Source organism: Klebsiella sp. JB_Kp042, assembly GCF_040065275.1.
In the GTDB taxonomy this organism is placed as follows: domain Bacteria; phylum Pseudomonadota; class Gammaproteobacteria; order Enterobacterales; family Enterobacteriaceae; genus Klebsiella; species Klebsiella quasipneumoniae.
The window spans coordinates 1-19806 of sequence record NZ_JBEAJL010000007.1 but is presented as its reverse complement, the minus strand read 5'-3'; the positions used below and the strand labels follow the sequence as shown (position 1 = coordinate 19806).

Annotated in this window: 18 protein-coding genes; 3 read left to right on the top strand and 15 right to left on the bottom strand. The window is 58.9% G+C overall.

Annotated elements, in window-relative coordinates; all coding sequences use genetic code 11:
* Window position 1: 1 nt before the first annotated feature.
* Window positions 2–277 (top strand): DUF1471 family protease activator YjfN, encoded by a 276-nt coding sequence (yjfN, locus tag ABLV54_RS00630; RefSeq protein WP_004206450.1) that lies wholly within the window; start codon window positions 2–4, stop codon window positions 275–277.
* Here the strand turns inward: yjfN and ABLV54_RS00625 are convergent.
* The 6 genes from ABLV54_RS00625 to ABLV54_RS00600 form a co-directional block, all read right to left on the bottom strand.
* On the bottom strand, window positions 268–1905 hold the full coding sequence (locus tag ABLV54_RS00625) for an isovaleryl-CoA dehydrogenase (protein ID WP_050533661.1): 1638 nt from the start codon (window positions 1903–1905) through the stop codon (window positions 268–270). The two genes, yjfN and ABLV54_RS00625, sit on opposite strands and share 10 nt — an antisense overlap.
* 124 nt (window positions 1906–2029) lie before the next feature.
* A complete protein-coding gene (gene rlmB, locus ABLV54_RS00620) occupies window positions 2030–2761 on the bottom strand; it encodes a 23S rRNA (guanosine(2251)-2'-O)-methyltransferase RlmB (RefSeq protein WP_002885669.1) in 732 nt (243 codons plus the stop codon).
* A 79-nt stretch (window positions 2762–2840) separates the two neighbouring features.
* Complete coding sequence (gene rnr / locus ABLV54_RS00615) at window positions 2841–5279, bottom strand: ribonuclease R (RefSeq protein WP_023291716.1); 2439 nt, start codon at window positions 5277–5279, stop codon at window positions 2841–2843.
* A gap of 36 nt (window positions 5280–5315) precedes the next feature.
* Window positions 5316–5741 (bottom strand): nitric oxide-sensing transcriptional repressor NsrR, encoded by a 426-nt coding sequence (nsrR, locus tag ABLV54_RS00610; protein ID WP_002885667.1) that lies wholly within the window; start codon window positions 5739–5741, stop codon window positions 5316–5318.
* A gap of 150 nt (window positions 5742–5891) precedes the next feature.
* The gene (locus ABLV54_RS00605; protein WP_012543110.1) at window positions 5892–7190 is read right to left on the bottom strand and encodes an adenylosuccinate synthase; all 1299 of its coding nucleotides are present in this window, start codon (window positions 7188–7190) and stop codon (window positions 5892–5894) included.
* Between the two features lie 102 nt (window positions 7191–7292).
* Window positions 7293–7490, bottom strand: a complete 198-nt coding sequence (locus ABLV54_RS00600) for a DUF2065 domain-containing protein (RefSeq protein ID WP_002885664.1) — start codon at window positions 7488–7490, stop codon at window positions 7293–7295.
* Window positions 7491–7713: 223 nt separating this feature from the next.
* On the opposite strand from ABLV54_RS00600, the gene ABLV54_RS00595 reads away from it, so the two are divergent.
* Complete coding sequence (locus tag ABLV54_RS00595; protein WP_004206444.1) at window positions 7714–8004, top strand: hypothetical protein; 291 nt, start codon at window positions 7714–7716, stop codon at window positions 8002–8004.
* 83 nt (window positions 8005–8087) lie between these two features.
* Here ABLV54_RS00595 and hflC read toward each other — a convergent pair whose 3' ends face one another.
* The 9 genes from hflC to nnr form a co-directional block, all read right to left on the bottom strand.
* Window positions 8088–9092 (bottom strand): protease modulator HflC, encoded by a 1005-nt coding sequence (gene hflC / locus ABLV54_RS00590; protein ID WP_004192484.1) that lies wholly within the window; start codon window positions 9090–9092, stop codon window positions 8088–8090.
* Between the two features lie 2 nt (window positions 9093–9094).
* Window positions 9095–10357, bottom strand: a complete 1263-nt coding sequence (gene hflK, locus ABLV54_RS00585) for an FtsH protease activity modulator HflK (RefSeq protein ID WP_004206443.1) — start codon at window positions 10355–10357, stop codon at window positions 9095–9097.
* Between the two features lie 65 nt (window positions 10358–10422).
* Window positions 10423–11703 (bottom strand): ribosome rescue GTPase HflX, encoded by a 1281-nt coding sequence (gene hflX, locus ABLV54_RS00580; RefSeq protein WP_004146725.1) that lies wholly within the window; start codon window positions 11701–11703, stop codon window positions 10423–10425.
* Between the two features lie 75 nt (window positions 11704–11778).
* Entirely contained in the window at window positions 11779–12087 is a 309-nt protein-coding gene (gene hfq, locus ABLV54_RS00575; RefSeq protein WP_002885659.1) for an RNA chaperone Hfq, read from the bottom strand.
* A 92-nt stretch (window positions 12088–12179) separates the two neighbouring features.
* Window positions 12180–13130 (bottom strand): tRNA (adenosine(37)-N6)-dimethylallyltransferase MiaA, encoded by a 951-nt coding sequence (gene miaA, locus ABLV54_RS00570; RefSeq protein ID WP_004206442.1) that lies wholly within the window; start codon window positions 13128–13130, stop codon window positions 12180–12182.
* Window positions 13123–14982: a DNA mismatch repair endonuclease MutL gene (mutL, locus tag ABLV54_RS00565; RefSeq protein ID WP_049114993.1), complete on the bottom strand. Its 1860-nt coding sequence runs from the start codon at window positions 14980–14982 to the stop codon at window positions 13123–13125. Before mutL ends, miaA begins: the two co-directional genes overlap by 8 nt.
* Before the next feature lie 10 nt (window positions 14983–14992).
* Window positions 14993–16348: an N-acetylmuramoyl-L-alanine amidase AmiB gene (gene amiB / locus ABLV54_RS00560; protein ID WP_049114994.1), complete on the bottom strand. Its 1356-nt coding sequence runs from the start codon at window positions 16346–16348 to the stop codon at window positions 14993–14995.
* A 16-nt stretch (window positions 16349–16364) separates the two neighbouring features.
* Complete coding sequence (gene tsaE / locus ABLV54_RS00555) at window positions 16365–16826, bottom strand: tRNA (adenosine(37)-N6)-threonylcarbamoyltransferase complex ATPase subunit type 1 TsaE (protein WP_050533660.1); 462 nt, start codon at window positions 16824–16826, stop codon at window positions 16365–16367.
* Entirely contained in the window at window positions 16819–18330 is a 1512-nt protein-coding gene (nnr, locus tag ABLV54_RS00550) for a bifunctional ADP-dependent NAD(P)H-hydrate dehydratase/NAD(P)H-hydrate epimerase (RefSeq protein WP_025999274.1), read from the bottom strand. The genes tsaE and nnr overlap by 8 nt, the downstream gene beginning before the upstream one ends.
* A gap of 13 nt (window positions 18331–18343) precedes the next feature.
* On the opposite strand from nnr, the gene queG reads away from it, so the two are divergent.
* Entirely contained in the window at window positions 18344–19483 is a 1140-nt protein-coding gene (queG, locus tag ABLV54_RS00545; RefSeq protein WP_017900602.1) for a tRNA epoxyqueuosine(34) reductase QueG, read from the top strand.
* Window positions 19484–19806 lie beyond the last annotated feature (323 nt).

The window sequence follows — 19806 nt, the reverse complement described above, 5'->3', positions numbered from 1 at the left end:
GATGAAACGATCTTTTACCCTATCCAGCCTGCTGTTAACCACTGCGACGGCCAACACCTCCGCGCAGTCAGCCGAATTCGCCAGCGCGGATTGCGTCACCGGCCTGAATGAAATCGGTCTGATCTCCGTCGCTAATCTTTCCGGCAGCCAACAGGATGTGGAGCACGCCATTGCCCGCAAAGCGGACGAGCAAGGCGCCTCCTGGTATCGCATTATTCAGATGTACGAGGAACAACAGCCGGACAGCTGGCGCGTGCAGGCCATTCTCTACGCCTGAGGCGCCTGGCGCCCCCGCCCCATGGCCCGCAGCAGCAGGTCGTCGAGGGTCGGCGCGTCAAGACGTATGCCGCCGCGCGTGTCGAGCATCATCCGGCACCAGGCTTCGGCCAGCGGCGGCGAAGCGAAACGCAGCATCTGCGCTCCCGCCCCCAGACGATAGACCAGCCGGGCAATCTCTCTGCCCTGCTCTTCGGCGGGTCGTTTCAGCAATTGCTGCAGCTGACGCCATGCGCGGTCGAGATGGCGGTTCTGTCCTTTCACCTCCGCACACTCCGCGGCCAGCAGCTCCATCGCCGCCGGCTGCTTGCTCAGCACCCGCATCACATCGAGGCACATAATATTGCCGGAGCCTTCCCAGATGCTGTTGACCGGCATCTCGCGATACAACCGCGGCAGCTCACTCTCCTCGCAATAACCGATCCCTCCCAGGACTTCCATCGCCTCAGCGACGAACGGGATGCCTGCCTTGCAGATGGCAAACTTGGCCGCAGGCGTAAACAGACGCGCCCAGGCGCTTTCCCGGGCATCATCCCGACGGTCCCAGGCCCGCGCCAGACGAAACAGGAACGCGGTTTGTCCTTCAAGACGGAGCGCCATTTGCCCCAGCAGCTGGCGCATCATCGGTTGATCGACCAGATTTTTACCGAACGCCTGGCGCTGTAACGCATGATACAGCGCCACCGAGAAGGCCCGGCGCATCAGGGCATGGCTACCCAGCGCGCAGTCAAAGCGGGTCAGGCCGCCCATCCTGAGGATCTGCCGCACGCCGTCGCCCTCGTCGCCCACCAGCCAGCCGCAGGCGTCATAAAACTCCACTTCGCTACTGGCATTGGAGCGGTTGCCGAGCTTTTCTTTTAAGCGCTCCAGCCGCACGCCGTTGCGCTGTCCGTCGGGCAGCAGGCGCGGCACAAAGAAGCACGACAGGCCCGCAGGCGCCTGGGCCAGCACCAGGTGGGCATCGCTCTGCGGCACCGAGAAGAACCATTTGTGTCCCACCAGCCGGTAAAACCCTTCCGCCGTTTTCTCCGCGCGGGTGGTATTGCTCAGCACATCGGAGCCCCCTTGCTTCTCGGTCATCCCCATGCCAATCAGCAGGCCGCGCTTCTGGCCGCCCGGCGCGAGGTGGGGATCGTAACGGTCGCTCAGCAGCGGCGACAGCCAGTCGCCAAAAGGCGCAGGCAGGGCGCGCTGCAGCAGAGGCGTCGCGGCGAAGGTCATGGTAATCGGACACAGCGTTCCGGCCTCTACCTGGGCGTGGAGCAGAAAGCGAGCGGCGCGCGCGACAAACGCGCCTTCACGGGCCTCCTCCTGCCAGGCGAGATTATGCACCCGGTTCGCGCACAGCCCCTGCATCAGCAGGTGCCAGGCGGGGTGGAAGCGAACGTCGTCCAGTCGGGCGCCGGTGGCGTCATAGCGCAGCAGCTCCGGCGGGTTGCTGTTGGCCAGGCGTCCCAGCTCCAGCGATTCTGCGGTCCCCAGCTGCTGGCCAATGCTGGCGAGCAGATCGCCATCCCAGCCGGCGCCTTCACGGACCACCGCTTCACGCAGGGCGGTATCGGACAGGAACAGATTGCTGTTATTCAGCGGGGTCGGTTGATTAAAAACGGTGTGCGTTTGCCAGTGCATCGTGTCTCCCTCCATCAATGGCGATAACCATAAGTATGGTTATCCAGGGAGATACTCGCCCGCGAGAACGGTCACAAAAAAGCCATCCCGGAGGATGGCTTTTCAGTTCCGTCAGCGGATCAGCTTAGCTGCGCTGGCGTACCGCCTCAAACAGGCAGATGCCAGTGGCCACCGAGACGTTCAGCGAGGAGACGCTGCCCGCCATCGGGATGCTGATCAGCTCATCACAGTGCTCGCGGGTCAGGCGGCGCATACCTTCGCCTTCCGCGCCCATCACCAGCGCCATCGGCCCGGTCATTTTGCTCTGGAACAGCGTATGGTCGGCTTCACCTGCGGTTCCGACGATCCAGACGTTCTCCTCCTGCAGCAGGCGCATGGTGCGCGCCAGGTTGGTGACGCGGATCAGCGGGACGTTCTCCGCCGCGCCGCAGGCCACTTTCTTCGCCGTCGCATTCAGCTGCGCGGAACGATCTTTCGGCACAATCACCGCATGCACGCCGGCAGCATCGGCGCTGCGCAGGCAGGCGCCGAGGTTATGCGGATCGGTCACGCCATCAAGGATCAACAGGAACGGCTGATCGAGCTGCGCCAGCAGATCCGGCAGATCGTTCTCCTGATACTGACGCCCCGGCTTCACGCGGGCAATGATCCCCTGGTGTACCGCGCCTTCGCTCTTCTCATCGAGGAACTGGCGGTTGGCCAGCTGAATCACCACGCCCTGCGCTTCCAGAGCGTGGATCAGCGGCAGCAGGCGCTTATCCTCACGGCCTTTCAGAATATAAACTTCCTGAAAACGCTCAGGTGCGCGCTCCAGCAGTGCCTGCACCGCATGGATGCCGTAAATCATTTCACTCATTGATGTACTCGTTTTAGGTTCTGTTATCCGCCCTTCACCCCGTTCTGCGTCAGCAGACTTCAGAGTGAAGGGTGGTCAATCACTCGGCGCTCTTCTTCTTTGCCGCGCGCTTGGCTTTGGTCGCGGCGGCGATTTTCTGCGTTTTCGCCGACGGTTTTTTCGCTTTCTTCTCGCCTTTCGGCTTCGCTTTCGCCTGGTCTTTTTCTTTGCGGAACGCGCTGTCCGGCTCGAAGTTCACCTGCTTACCAACCTGACGACGACGGCCGCCCGGTTTGCCGGAGGTGCTCTTTTTCGCTTTCTCACGGGCGGTTTTGCCGACATTACGCGGCGCGCGCTCGCTGGAGATCAGGGTAAAGTCGATTTTACGCTCGTCCATGTTGACCGCTTCCACACGGACTTCCACGCGGTCGCCCAGGCGATAGGTCTGCCCGCCGGACTCGCCGATCAGACGCTGCCCCACCTGGTCGAAACGATAGTAGTCGTTATCCAGGGAGGAAACATGCACCAGGCCGTCGATAAACAGATCGTTGAGACGAACGAAGAAGCCAAAGCCGGTCACGCTGGCGATAACCCCGGAGAAGATATTGCCTACCTGATCCTGCATGAAGTCACACTTCAGCCAGTCGGAGACTTCGCGCGTCGCTTCATCGGCGCGACGTTCGGTCATCGAGCAGTGCTCGCCCAGCTGCAGCATCTCTTCCATGCTGTAGTGCCAGCCGCCGGTCTCCGTGCTATTGCCTTTATGCCCCTGCTCTTTGGCCAGCAGATATTTGATGGCGCGGTGCAGCGACAGATCCGGGTAACGACGGATCGGCGAGGTGAAGTGGGCATAGGACTGCAGCGCGAGGCCAAAGTGGCCGCGGTTTTCCGGATCGTAGACCGCCTGCTTCATCGACCGCAGGAGCATCGTCTGCAGCATTTCCGCATCCGGGCGATCGGCGATGGAGGTCAGCAGTTCGGCGTAATCGCGCGGCTCCGGCTTGTTGCCGCCCGGCAGTTCCAGACCCAGCTCCGCCAGCACGCTGCGGAACGCGGTAATCGCCTCGGTGCTCGGCTTATCGTGAATACGGAACAGCGCCGGCTCCTGCGCCTTCTCAACGAAGCGCGCAGCGGAGATGTTCGCCAGGATCATGCACTCTTCAATCAGCTTGTGCGCATCGTTACGCTGGGTCTGTTCGATACGCTCGATACGGCGCTCGGCGTTGAAGATGAATTTAGCTTCTTCACTTTCAAATGAGATACCGCCACGCTCTTCGCGGGCGCCATCCAGCACCTTGTAGAGGTTATGCAGTTCTTCAATATGCTTCACCAGCGGCGCGTAGTGCTCACGCAGCTCCTGGTCACCCTGCAGCATATGCCACACCTTGGTATAGGTCAGGCGAGCATGTGAACTCATCACCGCTTCATAGAATTTATAACCGGTCAGACGGCCTTTTGACGAAATCGTCATCTCGCATACCATGCACAGGCGATCGACCTGCGGGTTCAGCGAGCACAGACCGTTAGACAGCACTTCCGGCAGCATCGGCACCACCTGCGACGGGAAGTAGACCGAGGTTCCGCGGCTGCGCGCTTCAGCGTCCAGCGGCGTCCCCGGACGCACGTAGTAGCTGACGTCGGCAATGGCTACCCACAGGCGCCAGCCGCCGCCGCGTTTCTTCTCGCAGTACACCGCGTCATCGAAGTCGCGGGCATCTTCGCCGTCAATGGTGACCAGCGGCAGGGAGCGCAGATCGACGCGCCCGGCTTTCGCCTCTTCCGGCACCTGCTCTTTCAGGCCGGAAACCTGGTTTTCTACCGCCGGCGGCCAGACGTATGGAATTTCATGGGTGCGCAGCGCCATATCGACGGCCATGCCGGTACCCATGTTGTCGCCCAGCACTTCGACGATTTTCCCCACGGCTTTGGTGCGACGGGTCGGGCGCTGGGTCAGCTCGACCACCACCACGTAGCCCATCCGCGCGCCCATAATCTCTTCCGGCGGGATCAGGATATCGAAGCTCAGGCGACTGTCGTCCGGGACGACGAAACCGACGCCAGCGTCGGTAAAGTAGCGGCCAACAATCTGGCTGGTTTTCGGCACCAGGACGCGGACAATGCGCGCTTCGCGGCGGCCCTTGCGGTCCGCGCCCAGCGGTTGGGCCAGCACCTGGTCGCCATGAATACAGGTTTTCATCTGCTCTGACGACAGGTAGAGATCGTCTTTGCGCCCTTCAACGCGCAGGAAACCATAGCCATCACGGTGGCCGATAACGGTTCCTTTGAGGAGATCAAGGCGCTCCGGCAGCGCATAGCACTGACGGCGGGTGAAGACCAGCTGACCGTCGCGCTCCATCGCGCGCAGGCGGCGGCGCAGCGCTTCGGTTTGCTCTTCGCCCTCGATATTTAACTCGATGGCCAGCTCATCGCGGCTGGCAGGCTTTTCCCGTTTGGTTAAATGTTCGAGGATAAATTCCCGGCTCGGGATTGGGTTCGCGTACTTCTCAGCTTCGCGTTCCTGGAATGGATCTTGTGACATATCGGTTCCTCCGTTGTCATCTCCGGCAGAGTGGCGTCACTCCACCAGCAATAATTTATAAAGCGGTTGATTCTTCTCAACCAAATCAGCCAGCGTATAGTTATCCAGTTCCTTGAGAAAACTCTGCGCGGCTTCAGCTAGCGCCTGTTTCAAACGACAGGCTGGTGTAATGTGACAAAACTCGCTGCTGCAGTTGACCAGCGATAAGGGTTCAAGGTCGCGCACCACGTCACCGACGCGGATCTGTCCTGCTGGTTTGCCGAGGCGAATGCCCCCGTTCTTCCCCCGCACGGCAGTTACGTAGCCCATGCGACTTAACTGATTGATTATTTTAACCATATGATTACGGGAGACGCCATAGACCTCGGTCACTTCCGAGATACTGGTCATCCGTCCTTCCGGCAGCGACGCCATATAAATCAGCGCCCGTAGTCCGTAATCGGTGAAACTCGTTAACTGCACATAAACCTCAGGGAAAAGAAAACAGGGTATGTCGAGCGACATCATTATTATTGATGATAAACCAGCCAGCGCTCAGGCCGCTAATTTATTTAAAATGGGGCGGGCGAACAGCAAAAACAAGGGCGCCAGAACGGCGCCCCTTGCGAGTGATTATGCGTCGAACGGGTCGCGCAGAATCATGGTCTCGGTACGGTCTGGACCGGTAGAGATGATATCAACCGGAACGCCGGTCAGCTCTTCAATACGCTGGATGTAGTTCAGCGCTGCCTGCGGCAGGCCGCTGCGCTCTTTCACGCCGAAGGTGGTTTCAGACCAGCCCGGCATGGTTTCGTAGATAGGCTCGATACCTTCCCAGTTGTCGGCTGCCAGCGGAGTGGTGGTCACTTCGCGGCCATCCGGCATACGGTAGCCGACGCAGATTTTCACTTCTTTCAGGCCGTCGAGGACGTCCAGTTTAGTCAGGCAGAAGCCGGACAGGGAGTTAATCTGCACCGCGCGACGAACCGCGACAGCGTCCAGCCAGCCGGTACGACGACGACGACCGGTGGTGGCGCCGAATTCGTTACCCTGCTTGCAGAGGAACTCGCCGGTCTCATCAAACAGCTCAGTCGGGAACGGACCCGCGCCGACGCGAGTCGAGTAAGCTTTGATGATACCCAGAACGTAATCCACATAACGCGGGCCCAGGCCGGAGCCGGTCGCCACGCCACCCGCGGTGGTATTGGAAGAGGTTACGTACGGATAGGTACCGTGGTCGATATCCAGCAGCGTGCCCTGTGCGCCTTCGAACATTACGAAGTCGCCACGTTTACGCGCCTGATCCAGCAGGTCGGAAACGTCCACCACCATGCCGGTCAGGATGTCGGCAATCGCCATCACATCGTCCAGCACTTTCTGGTAGTCAACCGCTTCTGCTTTGTAGAAGTTCACCAGCTGGAAGTTGTGATATTCCATCACTTCTTTCAGTTTATCGGCGAAGGTTGCTTTATCGAACAGATCGCCAACGCGCAGACCGCGACGAGCGACTTTATCTTCGTAAGCCGGGCCGATGCCGCGACCGGTGGTGCCGATCGCCTTCGCGCCGCGCGCTTTTTCACGCGCCACGTCCAGCGCCACGTGATAGTCAAGGATAAGCGGGCAGGCTTCAGAGAGCAGCAGACGCTCGCGAACCGGGATACCACGGTCTTCCAGGCCCTTCATCTCTTTCATCAGCGCAGCCGGAGACAGCACGACGCCGTTACCGATGATGCTGGTGACGTTTTCACGCAGAATGCCTGATGGAATAAGATGGAGAACGGTTTTTTCACCGTTGATTACGAGAGTATGGCCGGCGTTGTGACCACCCTGGTAGCGCACAACATATTTAGCCCGTTCTGTCAGGAGATCGACGATCTTCCCTTTACCTTCGTCACCCCATTGGGTGCCCAGTACGACGACGTTGTTACCCATTTTTCAAAATCACCGTTTGCTTAAAAATGGATTCTACCATCGCTTTTTCAGAGTTACAGCACTTTTTGCATCCAAAATAAGGCAAATCCGACCACTTTTTGATCAGCCAATCGATTTCCTCAACATGTAGTAGATCACAATCCCGGCAACCACAAGTCCGCCGCCAAAGCGCCGCAATAAATTATCCGGAAGCTGGCTCAGGCTGGCGACCATCTTGCGCCAGGCTCGCGGATAAAGTAGCGGGCCAAGCCCTTCGAGTACTAAAACCAGCGCCAGCGCCAGCCAAATGGTGGAGTTCATCGTCAACCCTAATTGAAAATTATTATCGCCGCCTTCGCAGGCGTCATCGGCCAGCATAGTGAATGCATTCACTCAATTCACATTGTCCCGTATTTCCTCTTCATTATGAACCGGAAAGGTGAAACAAAATTCATAACCAGTTGTATTGCTGTCTATTTTTTAAATTGCAACTATGCCGTCGCGTACTACAACCCGGTACGTCTACATAATCAGGAAGATTATCATGAGAGAATTAACCGCAGTTGAAATCGAAAATGTGAGCGGCGCTGGCTGGTTACAGGATGGCCTGGCAACCTTAGGCAGTAAGGTTGGTGCCGCCGTATGGACGATGGGCACCGATGCCCTGAGCATCAACCTGCCGCTGATTGGCACCATTAATCTGGCCGATCTGGCGCCGGACCTGGGCAAAACCCTGGGCGAAAGCGTTGGCTCATCTATCGGCGGCACCATCGAGAGTACGCTGGCGAGCCTGCCGGTGATCGGTGGCCTGCTAAACAAGCTGCTCGGCAACTAATTCACGCCGTCGTAGCATAAAAAAAGGCGCCTGTCTCAGGCGCCTTTTTGCATTAACCACTGTAGGTTACTGTCATCTTCGACTTATTTACGCACCGAATCCGGTGAACGCATATAGCGGAAGAAATCGCTATCCGGGCTCAGGACCATGACATCCTGATTGCTCTGGAAGCTCTTCTCATAGGCGCGCAGGCTACGAATAAAGGAATAGAAGCCCGGATCCTGACTGAACGCGTCGGCAAACAGTTTTGCCGATTCCGCATCGCCTTCACCACGCAGGATACGACCCTGCCGCTCGGCTTCCGCCAGCGTCTTGGTGACTTCATAGTCCGCGGTCGCGCGCAGTTTTTCTGCCTCTTCCTGGCCCTGTGAACGGTGACGACGGGCAACCGCTTCACGCTCCGCGCGCATACGGTTATAGATCGCTTCCGACACTTCCGCCGGCAGGTTGATCTGTTTGATACGCACGTCGACCACTTCAATACCCAGCGCCGCCATACTGTTCGGGTTGATCACCTGCACTTTGCCGTTGGTTTCCGCTTCCACGCGCTCTGCCGCTTTGGCAATCGCATCGTCAGCCGCCGGCGTGCTAACCTCGTCTTCCGTACCGGCCGACCCTGAGTTCAGCGCATCACGCACTTCCAGCGTCAGGCGGCCACGGGAATCGGTGACGATGTCTTTCACATCCAGACGACCAATTTCAGAACGCAGACGGTCCGAGAATTTACGCTTCAGCAGCACCTCGGCCTGGGAGACGTCGCCGCCGCCGGTGGCCAGGTAGTAACGGCTGAAGTCGCTGATACGCCACTTGATATAGGAGTCGACGATCAGGTCTTTCTTCTCTTTAGTAACGAAACGGTCAGCCTGGTTGTCCATGGTCTGAATACGCGCATCCAGCATCTTCACCGATTCGATAAACGGGATCTTGAAGTGCAGGCCTGGCGCATACACCAGCGGCTTATTTTCGTCGTCGCGCAGAACTTTACCGAAACGCAGCGTGATACCGCGCTCGCCTTCCTTCACGACAAAGACTGACATGTAGAGCACTACCAGCACGATGACAATGATCGCGATAACAGATTTACGCATCGTTATTCCCCCTGACGCTGGTAGTCGTTACGCTGCGCGTTAGCGCGGCGTTGGTCCATAATGCTACCCCCGGTTGAGCTCGAGGTTGATGAGGTGCTGGCGCTGCCAGTGCTGGATGCAGGCGGCAGGCGCAGCAGATCGCTGGCGTCACTGCTATCGCTCTTTGCAGCCGGCGCAGCGGCGCCTTTCAGCATCTGGTCCAGCGGCAGAACCATCAGATTGCCGTTTTTGCTGTCATTGACCAGCACTTTACGGGTGTGGCTCAGCACTTTTTCCATGGTTTCGATATACAGACGCTCGCGGGTAATTTCCGGCGCGGCTTTGTATTCCGGCAGGATCTTCGCAAAGCGAGCCACTTCACCCTGGGCTTCCAGAACGGTCTGGGTCTTATAGGCGCGTGCCTCTTCGAGGATACGCTGCGCCTGACCATTCGCCCGCGGCTGGACTTCGTTGGTATACGCTTCCGCTTCACGAATGTACTGCTGCTCGTTCTCACGCGCGGCAATGGCATCGTCAAACGCGGCCTTCACCTCTTCCGGCGGACGCGCCGTCTGGAAGTTGACGTCCAGCAGAGTGATACCCATGTTGTACGGGCGAATCGTCTCTTCCAGCTCACGCTGGGTATCGCTACGGATCACGGTACGGCCTTCGGTCAGAATGCGATCCATGGTGTATTTACCGATCACCCCGCGCAGCGCGCTGTCGGTAGCCTGACGCAGGCTGTCATCCGCGCTGGTGACGCTAAACAGGTAGCGCTCCGGATCGGTGACGCGGTACTGCACGTTCATCTCAACGCGTACCACGTTTTCGTCAGAGGTCAGCATGACGCCGGACGCCGCCAGTTCGCGTACTGACTCCACGTTCACCGCCTGCACGTTATCGATAAAGGTCGGCTTCCAGTTCAGGCCCGGCTCAACCAGATGGCTGAACTTACCAAAGCGGGTGACCACGCCGCGTTCGGCTTCTTTAATAGTATAGAAACCGCTGGCCGCCCAGATAATCACTGCCGCCGCGGCAACGATGCCGACAATACGCCCGCCCATCGGTCCGCGAGGTCCCTGCGCGCTATTGCCGCCGCCCAGTCCGCCCTTGCCGCCGCCGAGCCCGCCAAGTTTTTTACTTAACTTGCGGAAGATATCATCCAGATCCGGCGGCCCCTGCTCGCGACCGCCTTTGTTGCCATTTCCCTCAGAGTTGCCGCCAGGTTTGCTGCTCCCCCACGGGTCGCGGTCCTGTCCGTTATTACCGGGCTGATTCCACGCCATGTATATGCTCCATATTTGTTTTTGATATCCCCACAGGGGTCAATATCTTCAGGCAAGCTGCAAGGTCAAACCACATAGTCAACAAGCGTTGGCTCTTGCTTACAGAGGCGCCGCCAGTCAACGATCGGCATGCGCACCTGCAGACTCACGCTGCCGTCATCCTCCATCCACTCTTTTTCTATCGCCTGAAGCTGATAGAAACGGCTTCTCAGTCGCCCTTCTTTCGGCGGTAAGCGCAGCGTATGCTGGGCCACTTCACCGGAAAGGCGCTCCGTTAACGCCTGAAAAAGCAGTGGTACGCCAACCCCGGTCTGAGCGGAAAGCCAGACCCGAATCGGTTTATTTTCATCGTCGCGATCGATGCGCGGTTCAAAATCGTCCAGCATGTCGATTTTGTTCATCACCAGCAGCGCCGGGATCTCATCGGCCTCAATTTCAGCGAGAACCGTATTTACCGCATCAATGTTTTCCTGCACGCGGACATCCGCAGCGTCAATCACATGCAGCAGCAGCGTCGCCTGACGCGTCTCCTGCAACGTCGCTTTAAACGCGGCCACCAGATCGTGCGGCAAGTGGCGAATAAAGCCCACGGTATCGGCCAGCACCGTTTCGCCGACGTCAGGGACGTCAATGCGGCGCAGCGTCGGGTCCAGAGTGGCGAACAGCTGGTTCGCGGCATAGACCTCGGCGGCGGTGATCTGGTTAAAGAGCGTTGATTTTCCGGCGTTGGTGTAGCCCACCAGCGACACGGTTGGAATATCGGCTTTCGCGCGCGACCGCCGCCCCTGCTCACGCTGTTTCTCGACTTTTTCCAGCCGCGACAGGATCTGCATGATGCGGTTACGCAATAAACGACGGTCAGTTTCGAGCTGGGTTTCACCCGGGCCACGCAAACCGATCCCGCCCTTTTGTCTTTCAAGGTGGGTCCAGCCGCGGACAAGGCGGGTCGCCATATGGCGCAGCTGCGCCAGCTCGACCTGCAGTTTCCCTTCATGGGTGCGCGCGCGCTGAGCGAAAATATCTAAAATAAGACCGGTACGATCGATAACCCGGCATTCGCACAGGCGTTCCAGGTTGCGTTCTTGCGCCGGACTCAGGGCATGATCGAAGAGCACGACCGAAGCGCCGGTCGCTTTAACGGCTTCCGCAATTTCGACTGCCTTACCTTCACCAACAAAATACTTCGGGTGCGGTGCTTTACGGCTACCGGTAATCACCTGCATTGCTTCGACACCGGCGGAAGAGGCCAGAGTTTCAAACTCCTGGAGGTCTTCCATATCTTTGTCTTGCGAAAAATAGATGTGTACCAGTACCGCCTGCTCACCGGCGTCATAACGGTCAAACAAGCGTAAACCCCTTATAAAATACCAGCGGGGAACGCAGAAAACCTGGCTCCCCGGCGTGGAAAAACAGCACTAGCCTTATTCGGCGTCGTCGCTGTCTTGTTGCGGCGCAGAAGAGCCCTGCGCGCTACCACCGTGGTGATAGTTACTGGAACCGCCGCCAGCATTGTTGCTGTGGTGAGACACCGGGCGAGACGGGACAACAGTAGAAATTGCGTGCTTATAGACCATCTGGCTGACCGTGTTCTTCAACAGGATCACGAACTGATCGAAAGACTCAATTTGCCCTTGCAGCTTGATACCATTCACCAAATAAATAGAAACCGGAACGCGTTCCCGACGCAAAGCGTTCAGGAACGGATCTTGTAAAGATTGCCCCTTAGCCATTCTCTCTTTTCCTTATATGTATGCTTGTTTTGTACTCAGAACCTTACGATTCTCAAAAAAAATTACGCACGATACCGTTTAATTGTACACGTTCAGTTCTGGCTCGCACCAACAACCTGTAATACTTTGTTGAGCGCTTGTTCAGGTTGTTCACTGTCTAACCAATGCACACCTTCCCAACCGCGCAGCCAGGTGACCTGACGTTTGGCTAACTGTCTCGTGGCGCAAACACCTCGATAAACCATCTCATCATATGGGATCTCGCCATTGAGATATGACCACATCTGGCGGTATCCGACACAACGGATGGAAGGCATATCCGTATGCAAATCTCCGCGGGCAAAAAGCGCCCGTACTTCTGCTTCAAAACCTGAAGCTAACATCTGATGAAAACGCTGTTCTATGCGTTGATGGAGCAGTTCACGGCTCGCCGGGGCGATGGCGAACTGATGCACCTGATATGGCAGAGCGTCTCCTGACGTTTGCGTCAGTTCCGTTAAAGTTTTACCCGAAATGAAAAAAACTTCCAGTGCCCGGGAAAGCCTTTGCGGATCATTTGGATGAATACGCGCAGCCGCTACGGGATCGATCTCCTGTAACTGCTGATGTAACGCGTTCCACCCCTGCTCTGCGGCCTGTTGCTCAATCCGCGCTCTGACCTCTGGGTCAGCGGACGGTAAGGGCGACAATCCTTCCAACAACGCTTTGAAATACAACATCGTCCCGCCGACTAACAGCGGAATTCGCCCGGCGGCGACAATTTCCGCCATCGCCGCCAGCGCATCGCGGCGAAAATCCGCCGCGGAATAGGCCTCTGCCGGATCCAAAATATCCAGCAGTCGGTGTGGCGCAGCGCTAAGCTCTGCGGCATCCGGTTTGGCGGTGCCAATATCCATTCCCCGATAAATGAGGGCGGAATCAACGCTAATCAACTCTACTGGCAAAACTTTACGTAAGGCTATCGCCAGCGCGGTTTTGCCGGAGGCCGTCGGGCCCATTAAAAAAATTGCCTTGGGCAGGCTCGCCTCGGTTACATCATTCATCTTTCAGGGCATTCATCGCCGAATGGAGATCTACAGGTTGTAACAGGCCACCCGGCGGCGTTCTCACCAGCTGCGGGCAAAGACGCTCAACGTCCGCCAGCAGCGCAATCGCCTGCGCCATATTCCATGACGTCTGTTCGCTCGTCAGATTACGCGCCATCCATTGGGCGATATTGCCGACGTCGAATGCGTTTTGCTGCGCCAGGTAGCCTATCAGTTCAGGAATCAAGATTTGTAAATTTTGTTGTCTTAAGGGTAAAGGGACCGCGCGCACCGTCACGTGCAGGGCATCGGTATGCATATCGATCCCCAACTGCGTCAGCGCCGACTGCGCGGCGACCAGCGCCTGCTTTTCCCCTTCCGTAACTTTTAACCGCAGGGGGATCAACAGTGGCTGGGCACAGACGGCCTCTGCTCCCGGGGTCAACTGCGCCTGGCGCAGCCAGCGTTCGGCAACGGTCAACGACAGCAGCGCCAGGCCGCCCTCGCGCTCCAGCAGCGCGCAGTCGCGGCTAACAATCGTCAGCACTCTGCCAAAGCTCTGACTGTGCCCGGCCAGTTCCGCCGCGCCCGGGGTCTGTAACGCGGGCTTTGGCGCCGTCGGCGTGTCGAGCAACTGACGATAAAGCGCCCCTTGCTGCTTCTGGTAACCCGGTTGCGCGTGCGGCCAGCTCGCGCCGCCCGGCCTGCCGCTGGGGGCCGCAGGCTCACGCGATGGCGTGATGCTGAAACGGGCTGCCGGTTCACGCGCTTCTGACGGCCGCGCAAACTGGTTGCCGCCCGCCGCGATCCGGTTCTCCGGCATCGCACGGGGCGCCGGCAGGTCGTCTTTTTCCGCCAGCGGCGCGTCAAGCTGCTGCTGCAGCACGCTCAGGACGCCCTGGTAGATAAAGTCATGCACCAGGCGCGACTGATGGAAACGCACCTCATGCTTGGCCGGATGGACGTTCACATCCACCTGATGGGGATCGATCTCCAGATACAGTACAAACGCCGGCTGCTGATCGGCCCCCAGTTTGTCTTCACAGGCCTGGCGGATAGCGTGGTTGATCAACCGGTCCCGCATCATCCGCCCGTTAACGTAGCAATACTGAATTTCCGCCAGTGCAGAGTTAGTATGCAGCGGATCGGCGACCCAGCCGCGCAGGGTCAGATCGCCATGCTGCCACTCGATCGCCAGGGCATGTTCAAGAAAGGCGGCGCCACAGATGGTTCCCAACCGCCGCTCCCGCTGGCCATCCTGAGCGACTGCCCGATACTGGCGCATCACCTTGCCGTTATGGCTGAGGTTGATGGTGACGTCGAAGCGCGCCAGCGCAATGCGGCGGACCACCTCGTCAATGTGGCCGAACTCGGTCTTTTCGGTGCGCATAAATTTGCGCCGCGCCGGGGTGTTGTAGAACAGATCGAGGACTTCAAGGGTCGTACCGACCGGGTGCGCCGCCGGCTTCACCGTCACCGCCTGCTCGCGGCCTTCGGCATACGCCTGCCAGGCTTCCTGCTGTTCCGCCGTCCGCGAAGTGAGCGTCAGGCGCGCCACCGAACTGATACTGGCCAGCGCTTCGCCGCGAAAACCGAGGCTGATAATGGCTTCGAGATCGTCGAGCGAGGCGATCTTGCTGGTCGCGTGGCGAGCCAGGGCCAGCGCCAGCTCGTCTTTTTTGATGCCGCAGCCGTTATCGCGAATGCGAATAAGCTTCGCGCCGCCGCGTTCGATATCAATATCAATCCGCGTGGCGCCCGCATCAAGGCTGTTTTCAACCAGCTCTTTCACCACCGACGCGGGCCGTTCCACCACCTCGCCGGCGGCAATCTGGTTGGCGAGCTGCGGCGGCAGAACCTGAATCGGCATCCCCTGCTCCTTAGTTAATCAACATCCCGCCCGGCGAGGCGGCGCTGGCGGTCTGCGCCGCCTCGCCGCGAGGCGCCGACTGCAGCGGATGCTGCATAAAGTAGTTGCGCAGACCGTTATAAATCGCCTCCGCAATCTGCTCCTGGTAATCATCGCTGCCCAGCAGCCGTTCTTCCCCGTTGTTACTGATGAAGCCCGTTTCCACGAGGATCGACGGAATGTCCGGCGAGCGCAGTACGCCGAGGCTGGCATGCTCCGGACGGCGTTTATGCAGATTGCCAATCCGCTGCAGCTGGCTGAGCACGTTGGTCGCGACATCGTAGCCGACGCGTTGGGAGTGACCGAACTGCAGATCCAACACCGCCTGGCTCAGGTAGGGATCGGCCTGGCTGTTCGCCAGCACATCGCCCGCGCCGCCGAGCAGTTCAGACTGTTTCTCATGCTGTTCCAGCCAGCCGGCCATTTCACTGTTGGCGCGACGGTTAGAAAGCACCCATACCGAGGCGCCGGTGGCGTCGCGGTTTGGCGCGGCGTCAGCATGGATTGAGACGAGGAAGTTGGCATTTTGCTTACGCGCCACATCCGAGCGTCCCATTACCGAAATAAAGTAATCCCCGTCACGGGTCAGCACCGGTTTAAACTGCGGATCGGCGTTCAGCAGCGCACGCAGCTTGCGCGCGATGGCGATAGTCACGTTCTTCTCTTTGGTGCCATTCGGGCCAATCGCGCCAGGATCCTGACCGCCGTGCCCGGCATCGATGGCGATAATCACTTTATCCTGCGCCGACACGGTGCGGGCCGCCGGACGGGTCCCGGTTTGATTGTTGGTCATCGCCGGCTGAGAGGGGGTCATCACCGTCTGCCGATCGTGGCCCGACGAGCTGAACGGATTGCGTCCCGCCGTCACCGTCCGGGAAGGCATCACCGGCGGCGGGTCGGCCCGTTTCACCACCACAGGAGGTGGCGGCGGCGGCGGCGGCGCGTCGGCGTTGATGGTAAAGACCACCGTGTAATTCGCCCCGTTCTGCTGCTTCACCGCCCGGGTTTTGCCATCTTCCGTCAGATCCACCAACAGACGCAGCGTCTGCGAATCCTGCGGCGTACCGGCACGAATGCTCTTCACCAGGTTGCTGCCGCTAAATTTCAGCGGCAGTCCCTGCAATACGCCGGTCTGTTTGATATCCAGCGCCACCAGTCGTTTGCCCTGCGGGGTAAAGGAGTACTCCGGTTCACCGACAAAGCTAAGAGTAATACGGGCCTGCTGGTCTCCGTTAGAGACCTGGATATCGGATAAACTCGCCGCAGTGGCGTGAAGACTCGACAGCATCAGCGCAGCGGCAAGCCAGGTGGTTATGCGATACTTCATCCCGTCATCCTTCAGGCTAAATGGCTAAACGTGCCAGTAAAGACTCACCCCGTGAGGAGATCGCGGTAATGCGCGCCTCACGCCCTTGTGCCTGGTAATCAAGGTGAATTTCAACGTCCGGGTCAGGCAGGACACCTGCGCCTTGCTGCGGCCATTCCACCAGGCAGATGGCATCGTCGGCAAAATAATCGCGGATCCCCATAAATTCCAGCTCCTCAGGATCCGCCAGGCGGTAGAGATCGAAGTGATACACCATCAGCTTGTCGAGGGTATACGGTTCCACCAGGGTATAAGTTGGGCTTTTGACATTGCCGCAGTGACCGAGCGCCTGTAAAAAGCCGCGGCTAAAGGTGGTTTTTCCCGCGCCTAAGTCACCATAAAGGTAAATCACGGTGGCGCCGGTACAGGCCTGCGCAATACGGTCGCCCAGGGCCAGCGTGGCCTGCTCATCGGGTAAAGGAATCACTCGGTTAATCATGGTCTACGTCAATCACATCCGGGTTAACAACACGCTTGAGCGTGGAAAAGAGATCGGTCGCCAGCATGCCGCGGGTGCCCTCGCGGGCGGCCAGTCGGTCGGCGGCATCGCCATGAGCGACGCACCCAGCACAGGCAGCATCATACGGCGTCAGGTGCTGTCCTAACAATGCGGCGATGATGCCAGTGAGCACATCGCCCATGCCGCCGCTGGCCATCCCGGCATTGCCGGCGTCGATAATGCCCATCGCCCCGCTTTCACTGGCCACCACCGTGCCCGCGCCTTTCAGCACGACCACGCCGCCATACCGTTTTACCAGACGCTGCGCAGAAAGTAAGCGATCGCTTTCAATTTCTGCCACGCTGATATTCAGCAGACGGGCCGCTTCGCCGGGGTGCGGCGTCAGCACGCGATTGTGACGTTTATCGGGATTGAATGCCAGCAGGTTCAGCGCATCGGCGTCCCAGACCATCGGTTTGTTAACCCTTTCCACCATGCGCAGGGCGCTGCGTCCCCACTCGTTCTGCCCCAGACCTGGGCCAATCGCCACCACCTCCGCCCATTCCAGCGCGGCTTTCAGGGTCTGCGGCGTCAGCTCATCCACCATTAATTCCGGCCGGGCGGTGATAATAGGCGCCACGTTCTCCGGGTGAGTAAGTACTCGCACCAGCCCTGCGCCGGCGCGTAAAGCCGCTTCACCGCACATGCGAATCGCGCCTGCCGTGCCGCGATCGCCGCCGACGATCGCCAGCTTGCCGTGATCGCCCTTATGGGAGGTGGCCCGGCGCGGCGGCAGCCAGTCGGCAAGGTGGGCGGCGCAAAACCGCGTCAGGGGGGTACTTTGCCCGGCGAGCCAGCGCTCAAGCCCCAGCGCATGATGGTGGAGCTGCCCGACGACATCCCGCGCCTTGCCGGTCAGCAGCCCCGGTTTGAGCGCGATAAACGTCAGCGTATGGTCGGCCTGAATGACCGCCCCCGGCGTCGCGCCGGTCTGCGCGTTCAGGCCGGAAGGGATATCCAGAGCCAGCACCGGCGCAGGATGGTGGTTCGCCTGGTGAATGAGCACCGCGACGGATTCACGCGGCGCACTGCGCAACCCGGTGCCGAGCAGGCCATCAATAATCAGTGAGATATCGTCTGGCCAGGGGACAGTGGCCGCATGGATCACGCCGCCGGCGTTAAGCCATGCCTCCCGCGCCGCCTGCGCCTCTTCCGGCAGCGGGCTGTCACTCTCTACCGCCAGCAGCGTCACCCTCCGCCCGGCGGCCTGGGCCAGACGCGCGACGACATATCCGTCACCGCCGTTGTTGCCATGCCCGCAGAGGATCAGCCAGTGCGCGCTGTCAGGAAAAGCGCGGCTGGCCAGTTGGAACGCCGCCTCGCCCGCGCGCTGCATCAGTTCAAACAGCGTCAGTCCCAGGCTGTCCGCCGCCTCTCGTTCGGCCAGGCGCAGCGCCTCCGCAGGCCAAATGTTGTATGGTATACTGTCAGGGTTTTTCGTCATTGTATGGTCCATCATGTCACAGCCCCTCGATCTCGTTCAGTTAGCGCAACAAATCAAACAATGGGGCACAGAGCTCGGGTTCCAGCAGGTCGGTATCGCCGATACCGACCTCAGCGCCAGTGAACCCAAACTGCAGGCATGGCTGGATAAACAATACCACGGCGAAATGGAGTGGATGGCCCGTCACGGTATGATGCGCGCCCGCCCCCACGAACTGCTGCCCGGTACGTTACGCGTCATCAGCGTGCGGATGAATTATCTGCCCGCCAACGCCGCCTTTGCCCGCACCCTGAAAGATCCCGCGCTGGGTTACGTCAGCCGTTATGCCCTCGGGCGTGATTATCATAAGCTGCTACGTAATCGCCTGAAAAAACTGGGTGAGAAGATTCAGGAACAGTGTGCTTCGCTCAATTTTAGACCTTTTGTCGATTCCGCGCCTATCCTGGAACGGCCCATTGCAGAAAAAGCGGGCCTTGGCTGGACAGGTAAGCACTCACTTATCTTAAGCCGCGACGCCGGATCATTCTTTTTTCTCGGCGAACTGCTGATTGACCTGCCCCTGCCGGTCGACAGCCCTGTCGCGGAGGAGTGTGGACGCTGTGTCGCCTGCATGACTATCTGCCCCACCGGGGCCATCGTTGAGCCCTATACCGTCGACGCCCGCCGCTGCATCTCCTATCTCACCATCGAACTGGAAGGCGCTATTCCGGAGGAGTTCCGTCCGCTCATCGGCAACCGGATCTATGGCTGCGACGACTGCCAGCTTATCTGCCCGTGGAACCGTTTCTCACAGCTCACCGATGAAGAGGATTTCAGCCCGCGCCAGGCGCTGCATGCCCCGCCGCTGGTGGAGCTGTTCGCCTGGAGCGAAGCGTGGTTTCTGAAGGTGACCGAAGGGTCGGCGATTCGTCGCATTGGTCATCTGCGCTGGCTGCGTAATATCGCCGTCGCGCTGGGCAATGCGCCCTGGGATGAAGCCCATCTTCGCGCACTGGAGAGTCGCCTGGGCGAGCACCCGCTTCTCGACGAGCACATTGAGTGGGCGATTGCCCAGCAACTGAAAAAGCGCAGCGTCGACGCCGTCGAAGTACAGCTGCCGAAAAAATTACGTCTGGTCAGGGTGGTAGAGAAAGGCCTGCCGCGCGACGCCTGATTCATTCACAGGCTGTGAATAAAATCTAAAACACATTGAGTTTCAAGGCGCAGACCGAGGTCAAGTGATCGGATTAACATTTCGAAATGAAATTTAATTGTTAAATTTCAATTAGATATAAAGATATTATTTACAAAGCGAAGCATTTACGCCGTCAGAAGCGAAACGACAACCTGTGGATAACTCTGTTTACAGTATTTCTGCAGACCAAACGAAAATCATCCCCGGCGCTGGATTGCACTGTGGATAAATAAGAGATGGAAGAAAATTTGGAGCGGGAAACGAGACTCGAACTCGCGACCCCGACCTTGGCAAGGTCGTGC

Coding starts and splice junctions, on each gene's coding strand:
- ABLV54_RS00595 (WP_004206444.1), top strand. CDS start 7,714: ATGAGAGAATTAACCGCAGTTGAAATCGAAAATGTGAGCGGCGCTGGC.
- rlmB (WP_002885669.1), bottom strand. CDS start 2,761: ATGAGTGAAATGATTTACGGCATCCATGCGGTGCAGGCACTGCTGGAG.
- rnr (WP_023291716.1), bottom strand. CDS start 5,279: ATGTCACAAGATCCATTCCAGGAACGCGAAGCTGAGAAGTACGCGAAC.
- queG (WP_017900602.1), top strand. CDS start 18,344: ATGTCACAGCCCCTCGATCTCGTTCAGTTAGCGCAACAAATCAAACAA.
- hfq (WP_002885659.1), bottom strand. CDS start 12,087: ATGGCTAAGGGGCAATCTTTACAAGATCCGTTCCTGAACGCTTTGCGT.
- nnr (WP_025999274.1), bottom strand. CDS start 18,330: ATGACGAAAAACCCTGACAGTATACCATACAACATTTGGCCTGCGGAG.
- amiB (WP_049114994.1), bottom strand. CDS start 16,348: ATGAAGTATCGCATAACCACCTGGCTTGCCGCTGCGCTGATGCTGTCG.
- ABLV54_RS00625 (WP_050533661.1), bottom strand. CDS start 1,905: ATGCACTGGCAAACGCACACCGTTTTTAATCAACCGACCCCGCTGAAT.
- ABLV54_RS00605 (WP_012543110.1), bottom strand. CDS start 7,190: ATGGGTAACAACGTCGTCGTACTGGGCACCCAATGGGGTGACGAAGGT.
- tsaE (WP_050533660.1), bottom strand. CDS start 16,826: ATGATTAACCGAGTGATTCCTTTACCCGATGAGCAGGCCACGCTGGCC.
- hflK (WP_004206443.1), bottom strand. CDS start 10,357: ATGGCGTGGAATCAGCCCGGTAATAACGGACAGGACCGCGACCCGTGG.
- yjfN (WP_004206450.1), top strand. CDS start 2: ATGAAACGATCTTTTACCCTATCCAGCCTGCTGTTAACCACTGCGACG.
- hflC (WP_004192484.1), bottom strand. CDS start 9,092: ATGCGTAAATCTGTTATCGCGATCATTGTCATCGTGCTGGTAGTGCTC.
- ABLV54_RS00600 (WP_002885664.1), bottom strand. CDS start 7,490: ATGAACTCCACCATTTGGCTGGCGCTGGCGCTGGTTTTAGTACTCGAA.
- mutL (WP_049114993.1), bottom strand. CDS start 14,982: ATGCCGATTCAGGTTCTGCCGCCGCAGCTCGCCAACCAGATTGCCGCC.
- miaA (WP_004206442.1), bottom strand. CDS start 13,130: ATGAATGATGTAACCGAGGCGAGCCTGCCCAAGGCAATTTTTTTAATG.